This window comes from Syntrophothermus sp., from assembly GCF_013314835.1.
Taxonomy (GTDB): domain Bacteria; phylum Bacillota; class Syntrophomonadia; order Syntrophomonadales; family Syntrophothermaceae; genus Syntrophothermus; species Syntrophothermus lipocalidus.
In genome coordinates this window covers 1-13,647 of sequence record NZ_JABUEX010000058.1, presented here as the reverse complement: position 1 = coordinate 13,647, position 13,647 = coordinate 1, and the positions used below count along the sequence as shown (strand labels likewise).

Sequence of the window (13,647 nt, the reverse complement as noted above, 5' to 3'; positions counted from 1 at the left end):
TCACCACTAGAGAATGAAAACTTGGTTCTCAAGTAGTGGACCCTAGGAAATCGTCAAAAACAATCTGTGAACATCAGTGAGCATCTGTGCTCATCTGTGGCTGCGTTAATCAGCGTCAAAAAATCTGTGTTAATCTGTGGTCATCAGTGTTTATCTGTGGCTCTTAATTCGGTGTGGAGGCCCTTAGAAAGGGGCGTCCACTTTTCGGCATTGCAACAATGGAGGGTTAACTTTGCAGCTAAAGGTTGATGTCGACATCGTCAGGAGCCTGACCACTCGGGTAAGGCCGGGCAGGCCTGGTATGATCTCGGGGCTGGCGGGCAGCGCCCGCAGCTTTTTTTTGTACCTTTTGGCTACGCGTACTGAGGACACGCTGGTGTGCCTGGTTCCTCTCGAGGAGCAGGCTTATGATCTTCACCGGGAACTGCGTGGTTTTCTCGGCCCGGATGCGGTTTGCCTTTATCCCTCCCAAGACCTCGTGTTCTGGCACGAAGGGAGGGAGAACTCGTTCAGCCGCATGACCCGGCTCAGTACCTTGAGCCGTCTTGCTTCGGGGCATCAACAGGTCAAGGTGCTTATCGCTACAGCCGGTTCTCTCGTGACCAAGGTGCTTTCCCCACAAGAGTTTCGGAGGCAAACCCTAACGTTAGCGGTAAAGCAGGAGATCAATTTAGAAAAAACCATGCGGAGGCTGGTGGAACTAGGTTATCAAAGATGCCAGGTGGTGACCGACCCGGGTAGTTTCGGTTTGCGAGGGGGGGTACTGGACGTTTACCCTCCAGACCAAACAAAACCTTTTCGCTTGGAACTGTGGGCCGATGAAATCGAGAGTATTCGGAGCTTCGATCCGCTGACTCAAAGATCTGGCAAAAAGCTAACCTCAGTGTCCATTTCGCCAGCGGGGGAAACGGGTTCAGGGCAGGCTGCTCATCTCCTCGATTACGTCTCCCAAGATAGCCTTGTTTTTTTGGATGAACGGCGAGAGTTTGAACGGTGCTTTCACCGACAGGCTCGCCGGCAGGAGGAGTTGCTGGCAGCGGCCAAGGAGAAGGGCTTTAAAACAGATGACATGGACGCGCTTTTTACCTGGGATGAAGTCGAGGCCTTAATAAACCGGCATCCGGTGATATACCACGCTTTTTTCCCCGGGCAGCTAAACATACAACCTTTAGAGTTTTACCAGCATATATCTCAAAAAGAAATGGAACCCTTTTTTGCTCACCCCGAATTAACAGCCAGGCGGATAAAAGAGTGGGTTGGGCAAGGTTACTCGGTGGCCGTAGCCATGAGCGACCGGAAGATGAAGAATAAGATCAGGGAGGAACTGGGGCTCAATACTGTTCCAGGAGTCGTGGTTACCGACTGGGACATAGAAAAAGGCTTTATCAGTCCCACCCTGAAAATGGCGGTTTTGTCGGACAGAGACGTCTGGGGTAAGAGGCCGCGGAGGACAGGCGGGCCCAAAAAGGAAACAGGGAAGCTCAGGTTAGAGTTGGACCATCTGCGAGTGGGGGATTACGTGGTCCACGAGAATCACGGCATAGGGCTGTTTCAAGGAATCACCAAGATGGAGGTGGAAGGGTTTGCCAAGGAATACCTGGTCATCCAGTATGCAGGCAGTGACCGCCTGTACCTGCCTGTAGACAAACTGGAAATGTTGACCAGGTACACCGGACCTGATGATAAAGAGCCCCGTCTTTCTAAGCTCGGGGGGACGGACTGGGAGAAAACCAAAAACCGGGTACGGGAATCGATCCGCGAAATGGCGCAAGAACTTTTGCGTGTATATGCTCTTCGCCAAACGGTCCCGGGGTTTGCTTTTTCGCCTGACACGGTATGGCAGAAGGAGTTCGAAGATGCATTTGAGTACGAAGAGACGGCGGACCAGATTCGGGCTGTTGCAGAAGTAAAAAAAGACATGGAAACGCCGCGGCCTATGGACCGGCTTATCTGCGGAGACGTGGGCTACGGGAAGACGGAGGTGGCTCTTAGGGCAGCGTTTAAAGCGGTCATGGATCACAAACAGGTCGCAATTCTGGTTCCCACTACGATCCTAGCCGAACAGCACTATCAGACCTGCCTGGAAAGGTTCAAGAATACCCCGGTCGTTGTCGAGGTATTGAGCCGTTTTCGGACTCCGGGTCAGCAGAAACGTATTCTGGAAGACTTGAAGAAGGGGGTTATCGACATCATTATCGGTACCCACCGTTTGCTGTCCCGGGATGTCCGATTTAAGGATCTGGGATTGCTGGTGGTGGACGAAGAGCACCGGTTTGGAGTTAGGCAAAAGGAGAGGATAAAGGCATTAAAAGAGACGGTGGACGCACTCAGTTTATCCGCTACTCCCATTCCCCGAACTTTGCACATGGCCTTGACCGGCCTGAGGGATCTTTCGGTAATAGAGACCCCTCCTCCTGACCGTTACCCTATCACCACTTATGTGCTGGAATACAACGAAGACATAATCCGGGAGGCGATTAGGGCCGAGGTGGAAAGAGGGGGGCAGGTCTTCGCGGTTCACAACCGGATTCAAGATATTGAGATGTTTAGGAACCACCTGCAGATGCTGGTGCCCGAAGTAAAGATGGAGGTAGCCCACGGGCGGGTTCCCGAAGATGAGCTGGCCGATATAATGAAGCGGTTCCTTAATCAGGAATTTCAGGTATTGGTATGCACCACCATTATCGAGTCGGGCTTGGACATGCCCAATGTCAACACCCTTATCGTGGACGAGGCTGACCGTTTAGGGCTTGCCCAGTTGTACCAACTGCGGGGGCGGGTTGGGCGATCCCGGCGCCTGGCCTACGCTTATTTCACTTACCGCCCGGACAAATCGGTCACGGAAGCGGCCCAAAAGAGGTTAAACGCCATCAGAGAGTTCACCGAACTCGGATCCGGCATGAAGATCGCGTTGCGGGATTTAGAAATCAGAGGGGCGGGAAACATACTGGGGCCCGAGCAGCACGGCTATATAGCAGCTGTAGGGTTTGACCTGTACTGCCGGTTGCTGGAAGAAGAGACGGCTCGCTTGAATGGTACGGCCCCTAGGAGTGAAGGTGATACTCTGCTGGATGTCAGGATAGATGCCTTTATACCCGACGATTATGTCGGGGACATAGGGCTCAAGTTGCAGGTGTACCGGAGGGCCATGTTTGCGGCCAGCATACAAGAAATCGACGAAATTCGTGCAGAATTAAAAGAGCGTTTCGGGAGCCTGCCGGCTCCGGTTGAAAACCTGCTGCGCCTTTCTCGCTTAAGGGTGTGTGCCAGGAGCAAAGATATAAAAAGTATTTCAACCAACGGAGGGGTGCTTCAAATAAGACTTAACCGGGCTGTAGACGGGGCAGCCGCCAAGCTTCGCGTTCTAGGGCAGAAGATAAAGGCGCCTGTCCAATCTTTGGACAGCTTCACTATTTCCGTACCCCTCGAAGGTGGCCCCAACCTGGAGTTGCTCGAACAGATACTGGAAGCAATCTAGATCCTGTTTTTGATTTTGAGGCAAATCAGTGTCCATCTGTGGTTCGTTTTCAGGGCAAATGGCGGAACGGTCTGCTTTTGTTGTGCGCAAAGTCGAAAACGGGTAAAAGACTGCGGGACAAGGGCTGCTACCATGGTAAAAAGTGAATAAAAGGGGATTTTGAGTTATATACTATCACTGAGGACAGAAAACAAATTTTGACTTCCGCAAGAAGGAGGGATGGAAGCCGGATGAAAGCAACAGGTATCGTAAGGCGAATAGATGATCTGGGCCGGGTAGTGATACCAAAGGAAATAAGGAGGACCTTACGTATACGGGAAGGCGATCCCCTGGAGATCTTCGTAGATCGGGAAGGCGAAGTCATTCTCAAAAAATACTCTCCTATCGGCGAATTAGGAGACTTTGCCCAAGAATATGCAGATTCTTTACATGAAGCCATCGGGCAGATTGCTCTGATTGCGGATCGGGACAATATCATCGCCGTGGCCGGAGCCCCCAAAAAGGAGTTTATGAACAAACCTATTGGTCCGGCCGTGGAGAAGACTCTCGAAGACCGGCGGGTAGCGGTTATGAACGAGATCGGTGATCACTCTTACTGCAAAGGTTGTCCTGTGTTGGAATCGGGAGACGGGAACTGCAAAATAACCTCCCAGGTTATTGCTCCTATCATTTCGCAAGGGGACCCGATCGGAGCGGTAATAATAATGTCAAAGGAGCCCGCAGTAAGAATGGGGGACTTAGAACAGAAACTGGCCGAGACGGCAGCCGGGTTTTTGGCTAAACAAATGGAGCAGTAAATCCCACGGCCTTCGAGCAAGGCCGTTTTTCTTTGGGGTTGCTGCTCTAGATGAAGAGTTGTTTTAAAATGTCGCCAAAACGGTCCGGACAAGTCTGAAAGTGTATTTTACCGTTTTCTTTTTTTTACTTGGGCGATAAACTAATAGCTGTGGGCCTGAGTTTGGGGGAGGAGAATAGATGGTAAAAAAACAGAACTTCCTGGTGGGAGCTTTCATCCTAGCAGTAGCCGGAGCAGTCAGTAAAGCCTTGGGGGCAGTTTACCGTATTCCGCTGGCGAGGCTCATAGGAGGAGAAGGGATGGGCTTGTACCAGATGGCCTATCCTATTTATACTACTATCTTGGCCCTAGCTACCGCTGGGGTTCCGGTAGCCATATCGGTTTTGGTGGCAAGAAAAGAGACTGAGGGTTTAAGGGGAGATAGCCGCCGGATCTTCCGGGTTTCGCTGGTGGGACTGGCTTTCCTCGGGCTTGTTCTTTCCATCGTGGTTTGGCAGGGGGCCGGTTTTTTGGCTCGCAATATTCTACACGAGCCGCGGGCCGTATACCCGATTATGGCGATAGCCCCAGCCATCTTTTTTTCAGGCCTTATGTCCGTATTCCGCGGGTATTTTCAGGGCTACCAGTGGATGGTGCCTACAGCCGTATCCCAGGTAGTAGAACAGATATTCCGGGTGACTTTCGTATTGATTCTGGCCTACATCCTGTTTCCGCGCGGCCTGGAATATGCAGCGGCCGGAGCTACTTTCGGGGCTGTGGTCGGCGGGATAGCAGGACTCATTTTCTTGCTCTATTCTTATATCCGTTTTCGCCGGCAAATGAAAAGGGATTCGGGCGTACTGCCTTGTTCTAGGGAGAGCTCTGTGGAGTTGGGTTGGCAGGTGGTCAAGCTTGCGGTTCCCATATCCTTCGGAGCGGTAGTAGTGCCGCTGGTACAGATGCTGGACGCGGTTATCGTTCCCGGTCGTTTGATGGCATCGGGTTATTCTACGAGTCAGGCCACCGCCCTGTACGGCCAGCTGTCAGGGATGGCTTCGGTTCTTATCAACCTTCCTACCATTTTCACCATAGCTATTGCCACCAGTTTGGTTCCGGCTGTATCTGAGGTCGCAGCGCGTAAGGATTGGTCCGAATTGCGGGCTCGCGTAAACAACGGGGTTAGGGCCGCCATGCTCATTTCTCTGCCCTCGGCCGCCGGCCTCTACGTGCTGGCCCGGCAGATAACAGACCTGCTTTTTGCCAGTCCCGAAGCCGGCATACCGCTTGAACCCCTGGCCTTCTCCGTTATAGTACTGGCCGCTTTTCAAGTATCGAGTGCTTCCCTTCAGGGTTTAGCAAGACCCGACATACCGCTCCGTAACTTGATCATAACCGGCCTGCTGAAAGTTTTCTTCAATTACTATCTTACAGGGACCTTTCTAGCAATAAGAGGGCCGGCTATCGGAACGGTGGTTGCCTTCTTTGTGGGATCATGCCTTAATTTCTATGAACTAAGGAAGATCAGCCGCGTATCTTTCGAAGGGAAGAGATTTATTAAGCTGGTAGTGACAACCACCCTCATGGGGGTTGGCGTCAAGATGGCCTACCAGGGTTTTGTTGCTCAAGGACTGTATTCGTACTATTCTACCGTCCTCGCAATCGGCGCAGGGGTTCTCCTCTATGGAGGGATTCTTTTTGTCATTCGCGAACTCGATATTAAGACTATACGAAGCCTAATCAAGGTTTAAAGATGTTGCCGCAGATGCACTCTGCTGATGCCCGGTTTATTGATGTTGCTAACTGCGATTAGGTCCAGGAGTGCTGGCCGGGGTTATCAGGAGTTTTTGAAGAAGTTTTGGAGGAGCAAATTATGGACAAGTATCCGTTAGACGAGTTGGTGGAGGTAATGGACAGGTTGCTAGGTCCGGGAGGCTGTCCGTGGGATCGCGAGCAAACGCATGCTTCTTTGACCCGGTACCTCATCGAAGAAGCTTACGAGGTAGTGGATGCCATATGGCAGAAAGACATGGACAAACTAAAGGAAGAGCTGGGGGACGTGCTTTTGCAGGTAGTCTTTCATTCGGCTTTGGCCCGGCGGGAGGAGGCGTTCGACATCAACGACGTGATAAAAGGCGTCACCGAAAAGATGATAAACCGCCATCCCCACGTTTTTGGATCCATGAACCTTTCAACCAGCAGTGAGGTGCTGGACCGGTGGGAAGGGTTCAAGGAAAAGGAAGGGAAAAAGAGGGTGTTGGAGGGCATTCCCAAAAGCCTGCCCGCTTTGATGCGGGCGGAAAAGCTTCAGAGCAAAGCGGCGAGGGTGGGCTTTGACTGGCCGGACGTGGAAGGCGCTTTGCAGAAAGTTGCGGAGGAGGTAAGGGAATTAGCCGAAGCGAAAGAGCCGGAAAACGTGGCTGCGGAGATGGGCGATATCCTGTTTGCCGTTGTCAATGTAGCGAGGTTTTTGGGGGTAGATCCGGAGGAAGCCTTGCAGAAAACCAATAACAAATTCGAAGACCGTTTCAGGTACATAGAGGACAACCTTGTTCAGCAGGGAAAGGCCTGGAGTGAGGTGAGCCTCGAGGAGATGGATGCTCTTTGGGAAGAAGCCAAGGCCAAGTTTTAGAGGACGATGCGTAAAAAGTTTGCGGCGGAAGAAGGAAAGAACGCTTTCATAGCGAATAGGCAATATAGTTTACAGTAAAGGAGGGGATAGGCTTGAACAAAACGGACTTGGTTGCCAAAGTGGCGAGTGAGGCTAACATGACCAAGAAAGACGTAGAGAAGGTCATCAACACTCTCTTTGCCACCATAGAAGAAGCTCTTAAGGATGGTAGCAAGGTGCAGCTAGTCGGGTTTGGTACATTCGAAGTGAGGGAGCGGCAGGCGAGAAAGGGACGCAATCCCCAGACGGGCGAAGAGATCGAAATACCGGCTGCCCGGATACCAGCTTTCAAGGCGGGCAAAGCTCTCAAGGACGCGGTTGTATAAGTGAGGTTGGACAAATTCCTCAAGGTTTCACGCCTGGTCAAGCGCCGAACGGTAGCCAAAGATTTCGCGGATCACGAGAGGGTACTGGTTAACGGCCGGGTGGCCAAGCCTGCTACCGAGGTTCGACCGGGAGACGTGATCACCATCCAGTTTGGAGTTCGGAAAATGGTGGTCGAAGTGCTGGAACTAAAAGAATCGGTCCGGGCTGCGGATGCAGCCCAGTTGTATCGAACAATAGAGCAGTCATGATGTACATAATTTAATCGCCCTTTAACGGGGGCGATTTTTTATTCGGCGTAGAGGAAGAGACCGAGTTCTACCGGAGAAAGAGCCGACATATACTGGTCATGAGTACAGGCCGAGGAGGGGTAGACGTGGCTGAGCACTCTCTCACGTTAACCAACTGCCAGTCTCTCAGTTTAACCGGGGTGACCAACGTGGGCAGCTTTGACGATAACCAGATTGTATTAGACACGGTGCAGGGGCCATTGTTCTTGCGCGGGGAGAACTTGCACATAACCCAGCTTAACCTGGAGCAGGGTATCGTGTCGGTTGAGGGAAACAAGATTACGAGCCTCGAGTACAGGCCTCAGCACCAAAGGCTAAAAGACAAAAGCCGCAGGGTATTTGACCGCCTGTTGCGATAAAACTCAGAGCTGGCTTTTTGAGGAACCCTGGAAAGGGGGACCCGGGATTGAACATACTCGTGTCCCAGATAACCGAATTCGCGTTGACAGCCGGACTGGGGCTCTTGGTAGGGATGTTCTTTCATGCCTATCACGTTATCATCAAGAAAGCGGGCCTGGGCCGCTTTTTCTTATACTTTTTCGATCTCTTAATATGGTTGCTAATGGTAATACCCGTTTTCTTGGCTCTGCTTTTAATAAACCACGGGGAGATGAGGGGCCATGTTCTAGCAGCTTTGCTCTTGGGGGCATTAGCCTACCGCTTGTACCTGTGGAAAAGGACTCAGAGAATCATGTCCGCCATGGCAGAGGGGTTGGTAAACGGCTGTTCTTGGCTGTTTCGGACGGTGTGTTATCCTTGGACGTGGACCCGTCGCCGAATGGGTTCCTGGTACACGGCAATCTTTCGTAGGAAGCATGATGATGACGACGAGGTGAAGTAAAATCAAAAAAATTTTTTAATCGGGAGGAAATCAATCCTCCTTAAAGAATGATGTAATAGAAACGTAATTGATTTATACACAGACTGTGGAAAAAATGTGGACACTAGGTGGCGGCCGCAGATGAAGATAGAGATAAGAGGAGCCGAGAGACTGAGCTTCCGAGAGCGACAGGTAGTTGTGCTAAAGGAGATGGGAAAGAGCACGGAAACGATTGCCCGGACCCTGGGTATCAGTACCAGCACGGTTGGCACTCTTTATAACAGGGCCAAGAGTAAAGGATACGAAGTGGTAATAGTTATTCCGGGCGAAGTTCTTGGTATTTTGGGGGCTTACGATGAGGAGGAGACAAAAGACAAAGACCAGGGCTAAGCCGTCTAAAGGCAAAAAGGGGAGAAAGCTGTTCGTAGTGGTTTTGGTGTTGGCCTTTTTCGCATTTGTGTTTGGACCTCAGTTGAAGATGTTGTGGGATATGAAGGGTGAAATCCAGGCGTTACAGGAACAAAAGTCCGAGCTCTTAAAGAAAAAGGCGGAACTGACTAGGCTCGAGCGGGATCTCCAGACCAATGAAGCAATTGAGAGAATGGCCCGGGAGCAATTGGGAATGGTAAAACCAGGTGAGAAAGTTATGGTAAAGGTGGTCCCCGAACAGGGTTCGGGCCAATGATGATATTGACACAGGGCCCGAGACCTTAGTAAAATGAGACCATAAATAGAATTGGGGGGCCATATATCCGTATGCCTATCGAGCAACAAGAAGTTATTCCGGGTGCGATTGTGGAAGGAGTGGTACAGGGCATTACTAGGTTTGGAGCCTTCGTCGAGCTTCCGGACGGCAAAGTGGGGTTAGTCCATATTTCGGAGATTGCCGACACGTATGTGAAAGATGTCAAAGACTTCTTGCAGGAGGGGCAGAGGGTCAAGGTCAAGGTTTTGAATGTCGCCGACAACGGAAAAGTAGGGTTGTCTGTCCGGCAGGCCAAAGAAAAGGAACGGCAAAGTCGGGAGGCCGCAGCTATGAGTCTGGAGGACAAGATCAACAAGTTCTTAAAAGAAAGCGATGAAAAACTGGCGACCCTTAAGTTAAAGCGTGACACGAGAAGAAGGAACCGGTATTCTTAGCACTTTGTCGAGAAAACGACACTCGTTAGCGAGTGTCTTTTTATTTTTTGCTTTGAGGTGGTCATTTTGAGGATTGCGGCAGCTGATATCGGCACCAATTCCTGTCGGCTCCTCATAGCCGAAGTTATCGAGGGCAGGCTGGTATCAATTCTGAAAAAGATAACATCAACCCGTTTGGGAGAAGGGCTTCTGGAAAGCGGTTGGCTTCATCCTAAAGCCATCAAGAGAACGGTCGATTGCCTCCTCAATTTCAGAGATATCATGCACGGGTACCAGGTTTCTGCCTACAGGGTAGTTGCGACCAGCGCGGTTCGGGAAGCAGTAAACCGGGAAGACTTTTTGGCGGTGGCAGAAGAAGAAACCGGCCTTTCTATAGAGGTAATAGGCGGGGAAGAAGAGGCTAGCCTCGCGTGGGAAGGTGTGGTCCGAAGCCTGAACTTCTCCGAGTTGCCCCTGGTAGCGGACCTGGGGGCTGGAAGTACAGAATTTATCTATGCAGGCCAGTCTCCGGTCATCAAAAGCGTAAAGGTAGGAGCAGTCAAGGCAACCGAAGGCGACTGGTCGAGAGAACAAATCCGGGCAGCACTTGAGGAGGTGCTTGCCCTGGCTCCCAGGTTTCGAAAAAATCCACTGGTTTTGACTGGCGGTACTCCTACTACTCTGGTTGCCATAAAGAAGGGGCTGGCCGAATACGATCCGGACCTGGTTCACGGCCAGAAACTGACATACCAGGAGGTAGAGGACCTGTATCAGATGCTGGAAGGCATGCCCCTTAACCTCCGCCGCCGGCTGCCGGGACTGCAGCCGGAACGGGCGGATATCGTGGTCAAGGGAGTGCTTATCGTTCTCGTTATAATGGACGGGCTCGGCAAAGATGAAATAATCGTCAGCGAGAGCGATCTCCTGGAAGGGATTATATGGCGATTGGCAGGGGCTTCCCCTGGTGTCTAAAAGTATAAATCCCGCGCTCCGGCCTCAATCATCGCCAGTCTTTCAATAGTCTTTTCCCTGACCTTGTCGCTCTTGATGTATCCTAGATGTTCTTGAATAGTCTTCTCCCCGATTTCCTTGGTCTCGGGAGAAGCGTAGTCTTCCAAGTATTCCTTAAAGGTCAGTATGGCGTTGGGTTGGCAAACATTACCGATCTGTCCGGTTTTGGCCAACGCCATGAAGCGATCTCCGGTCCGGCCGCTGCGGTAGCAGGCGGTACAGTAGCTGGGAATGTAGCCGCTTACACAGAGGCTGCGGATCAACTCATCGGGGCCACGTTCGTCAGCGACTTCGAATTGTGCAGTATTGCAGGTTTTCCCTTCTATTTCTTCTCTGTAACCTCCTACCCCGGTGCATGAACCGGCACTTATCTGGGAAATACCGAGTTCGAACAACTCATCTCGGTATCCGGGGGCTTCGCGGGTAGACAGGATCATGCCGGTATAAGGAACCGCCATGCGCATGACCGCGATTATCTTGCGGAAATCGTCGTCTGAAACCAGGTAAGGGAAGTTATCCAGGGAAACGCCATCTGCCGGGCGCAGGCGCGGGAAGGACAAAGTATGAGGCCCTACGCCGAAAGTTTCATCCAGGTGACGGGCGTGCATTAAGAATCCCATTACTTCAAACCGGTAGTCGAAAAGACCAAACAACACGCCTAAACCCACGTCATCGCAGCCGCCTTGCATAGCCCGGTCCATAGCGGTCAAGTGATAGAGGTAGTCGGATTTGGGGCCGCTGGGGTGCATTTTGGCGTAAGTTTCGTGGTGATACGTTTCCTGGAACAGCACGTAGGTACCGATACCTGCTTCTTTCAGCTTGCGATAATTCTCTACGGTGGTGGCAGCGATATTCACGTTGATCCTGCGTATATTGCCGTTCGCTTCTCTCACGCTGTATATGGTTTGCATCGCTTCTACCACGTATTCGATAGGACACTCAACCGGGTGCTCCCCGGTTTCTAAGGCTATGCGCTTGTGCCCCATCTGTTCGAGGATGCGTACCTCCTCTGCTATTTCATCGATAGTCAGCTTGCGCCGGGTCAGGTTCTTATTGGAGCGGTGATAGCCGCAGTAAACGCAGTCGTTGATGCAGTAGTTGCTGATGTATAAGGGAGCAAAGAACACCAAACGCTTGCCGTAAATCTTTTCTTTAATCTCGCGGGCCGCCGCGTACATTTCTTGCAACAGCTCGGGGTCCTCGACCTGGATGAGGGCAGCAACTTCTACCGGCTCCAACCCTTTTGCTTCCCGGGCTTTTTCAATCATTTGCCGGATATCTTCCTGCCCAAACCTTTTCCCAGCTTCCAATAACGACCAGATCTCTTCTTCATTAATAAAATCAACAGCCTGATACGCCATTTCTCCTCATCTCCTCACTTAGACTTTTCAACTCCAAAATTCTCAATTCTTAACTCATAATTCTTAACTCTCCATTCCTACTGCCTTCCGCCCTTCACCGTATCCAGATGATACCCGCCTTCCCAGCCGTGTTACGAGTTCCACGGCTGCGGCTTTAAGGGCAGTCGGGTCATCCTCAACCTCTGCCTTGGCGGGATAGATCTCGTATAACCGGCGATATTTGAGGGGAGTCACGTTTAGCATCAAGACATTAGCCCCAGCTAGCAGTCCTTCACGCCGCCCTTCCCTATCTACTGACCCTAAGGCGGTGGTGGAGGGGAGATTAGCCCATGGCAACATGAGCCTGGTTACGGCTAAAACTTTTAGGGTTAAGGATGCGGTACCCGCTTGGGCTGAAGCCAGGGGAGTGGCAGGGTGCGGGATAAAGGGCCCGATTCCTACCATCGACAGCTGCAGTTTCCTCATGAGAAGGATATCGTCGGCCATGCTGGACAAGGTCTGCCCGGGAAGGCCGACCATGATGCCTGAGCCTACCTCGTAATCGAGGTCTTTCAGGTAAGTCAAACACTGGAGCCTTTGGGCCATAGAACATCCTGGCCGCAATCGCCGGTATAGATCCGGGTCCGAGGTCTCGAATTTCAAGAGGTAACGGTCCGCTCCTGCTTCTTTCCAGGCTGCGTAATCTTCCCGCCTTCTTTCCCCTACGCTTAACGTAACTGCGACATCCATTGCCTTAATCTCCGAGACTAATCTGGTTATCGTCGACGTTGAGTAAAAAGGGTCTTCTCCCGACTGCAGCACAATGGTCTTGAACCCCATGCCCACAGCTTCCTTCGCGGCCTGGAGGATCTCTTCTACGTCCATACGATAACGGCTGAGATGGCGGTTGTAGCGGCTGATTCCGCAGTAAAGACAGGCCCGTGAGCAGTAGTTCGAAAACTCGATGATCCCCCGCAGGTGAACCTCGCTGCCCACGAAGCGTTCTCTTACTTTGTTAGCCAGAGCAAACAGCTTTTGCAGGTCTTTCTCATCCTCCAAAGCGAGCAAAAACTCTACATCTGCTTTAGACAGGGAACCCGTTTCTTGGTACTCATTTATGACTCTATCCACAGCACTCATAAGCCATCTCTTTCTCTCGAATTAGCCACCTGCCCGGCACTCAGCTGGCCGAACTTGCAACATGCCAGTTGTTCTCGGAAACGCGAGTCGCTAATAAAGACTTGAGCTGAGTGCCCGGCACTCAGCTGGCCGAACTTGCAACATGCCAGCTGTTCTCGGAAACGCGAGTCGCTAATAAAGACTTGAGCTGAGTGCCGGGTCTGTGGCTCTACTTGCTGGCCAGGGCACTTTTCACCTTTACCCCCTGCAGCTTCCCCAATTTCCCAGTCATGGCCCCGATTTCATCGGTTGAGCCGTCCACGATCAGGGCGAGTACGGAAACCTCGCGTTCGCGGTAGGGCAACCCCATCCTGCCCACGATGATCTCGGCGTGGTCACTCAAGATCCGATTCATGGCCGGGACCGATTCCCGGTTCTCAACTATGATGCCTACTACTCCCAGTCTTTTGTTTTCCAAAATTTTCACCCTATTTCCCCTGTGAAATTAAAAAAGCCTACCCGGAATCCTTCCAAGCAGGCTCATAAAGGCGCACTTTTCCCCACCTCCCCTTTAACTCAGACCGCTCCTCGTTAGCAGGAATCGTGTCGATTAAGCCCCTTGGACTCAGAAACATCCTCGTCGTCAGGGTGTATACACTTCTTGTTAAAAGTTTAACATGCTCCCCGGGCTTTGCCAAGGGCA

The 13,647-nt window shown here is 51.7% G+C and carries 15 protein-coding genes; 12 read left to right on the top strand and 3 right to left on the bottom strand.

Annotated features, from left to right (window positions below; all coding sequences use genetic code 11):
• The first annotated feature begins 232 nt into the window (after positions 1–232).
• From mfd to HPY90_RS12930, 12 genes are all read left to right on the top strand, one after another.
• Positions 233–3,478, top strand: a complete 3,246-nt coding sequence (gene mfd / locus HPY90_RS12985) for a transcription-repair coupling factor (protein WP_287195087.1) — start codon at positions 233–235, stop codon at positions 3,476–3,478.
• Positions 3,479–3,708: 230 nt separating this feature from the next.
• Positions 3,709–4,275 (top strand): stage V sporulation protein T, encoded by a 567-nt coding sequence (gene spoVT, locus HPY90_RS12980; RefSeq protein ID WP_287195085.1) that lies wholly within the window; start codon positions 3,709–3,711, stop codon positions 4,273–4,275.
• 178 nt (positions 4,276–4,453) lie between these two features.
• Complete coding sequence (locus HPY90_RS12975) at positions 4,454–6,001, top strand: putative polysaccharide biosynthesis protein (protein WP_287195083.1); 1,548 nt, start codon at positions 4,454–4,456, stop codon at positions 5,999–6,001.
• Positions 6,002–6,123: 122 nt separating this feature from the next.
• Entirely contained in the window at positions 6,124–6,882 is a 759-nt protein-coding gene (gene mazG, locus HPY90_RS12970) for a nucleoside triphosphate pyrophosphohydrolase (protein ID WP_013174315.1), read from the top strand.
• A 92-nt stretch (positions 6,883–6,974) separates the two neighbouring features.
• Positions 6,975–7,247: a non-specific DNA-binding protein Hbs gene (gene hbs, locus HPY90_RS12965; protein ID WP_287195080.1), complete on the top strand. Its 273-nt coding sequence runs from the start codon at positions 6,975–6,977 to the stop codon at positions 7,245–7,247.
• The gene (locus HPY90_RS12960) at positions 7,248–7,496 is read left to right on the top strand and encodes an RNA-binding S4 domain-containing protein (protein WP_013174317.1); all 249 of its coding nucleotides are present in this window, start codon (positions 7,248–7,250) and stop codon (positions 7,494–7,496) included.
• A 125-nt stretch (positions 7,497–7,621) separates the two neighbouring features.
• A complete protein-coding gene (yabP, locus tag HPY90_RS12955; RefSeq protein WP_287195078.1) occupies positions 7,622–7,894 on the top strand; it encodes a sporulation protein YabP in 273 nt (90 codons plus the stop codon).
• Positions 7,895–7,941: 47 nt separating this feature from the next.
• Positions 7,942–8,376: a spore cortex biosynthesis protein YabQ gene (gene yabQ / locus HPY90_RS12950; RefSeq protein ID WP_287195076.1), complete on the top strand. Its 435-nt coding sequence runs from the start codon at positions 7,942–7,944 to the stop codon at positions 8,374–8,376.
• Positions 8,377–8,496: 120 nt separating this feature from the next.
• The gene (locus HPY90_RS12945; RefSeq protein WP_013174320.1) at positions 8,497–8,745 is read left to right on the top strand and encodes a helix-turn-helix transcriptional regulator; all 249 of its coding nucleotides are present in this window, start codon (positions 8,497–8,499) and stop codon (positions 8,743–8,745) included.
• On the top strand, positions 8,711–9,040 hold the full coding sequence (locus tag HPY90_RS12940) for an FtsB family cell division protein (protein WP_287195074.1): 330 nt from the start codon (positions 8,711–8,713) through the stop codon (positions 9,038–9,040). The genes HPY90_RS12945 and HPY90_RS12940 overlap by 35 nt, the downstream gene beginning before the upstream one ends.
• 71 nt (positions 9,041–9,111) lie before the next feature.
• A complete protein-coding gene (locus tag HPY90_RS12935; RefSeq protein ID WP_013174322.1) occupies positions 9,112–9,495 on the top strand; it encodes a S1 RNA-binding domain-containing protein in 384 nt (127 codons plus the stop codon).
• A gap of 66 nt (positions 9,496–9,561) precedes the next feature.
• The gene (locus HPY90_RS12930; RefSeq protein WP_287195071.1) at positions 9,562–10,446 is read left to right on the top strand and encodes a Ppx/GppA phosphatase family protein; all 885 of its coding nucleotides are present in this window, start codon (positions 9,562–9,564) and stop codon (positions 10,444–10,446) included.
• Here the strand turns inward: HPY90_RS12930 and hydG are convergent.
• The 3 genes from hydG to HPY90_RS12915 form a co-directional block, all read right to left on the bottom strand.
• The gene (gene hydG / locus HPY90_RS12925; RefSeq protein WP_013174324.1) at positions 10,443–11,846 is read right to left on the bottom strand and encodes a [FeFe] hydrogenase H-cluster radical SAM maturase HydG; all 1,404 of its coding nucleotides are present in this window, start codon (positions 11,844–11,846) and stop codon (positions 10,443–10,445) included. The two genes, HPY90_RS12930 and hydG, sit on opposite strands and share 4 nt — an antisense overlap.
• 63 nt (positions 11,847–11,909) lie before the next feature.
• Positions 11,910–12,965 carry a [FeFe] hydrogenase H-cluster radical SAM maturase HydE gene (gene hydE, locus HPY90_RS12920; protein ID WP_287195068.1) on the bottom strand — a complete coding sequence of 352 codons (1,056 nt, stop codon included), beginning with the start codon at positions 12,963–12,965 and terminating at the stop codon, positions 11,910–11,912.
• A gap of 208 nt (positions 12,966–13,173) precedes the next feature.
• The gene (locus HPY90_RS12915) at positions 13,174–13,431 is read right to left on the bottom strand and encodes a TM1266 family iron-only hydrogenase system putative regulator (RefSeq protein WP_287195066.1); all 258 of its coding nucleotides are present in this window, start codon (positions 13,429–13,431) and stop codon (positions 13,174–13,176) included.
• Positions 13,432–13,647 lie beyond the last annotated feature (216 nt).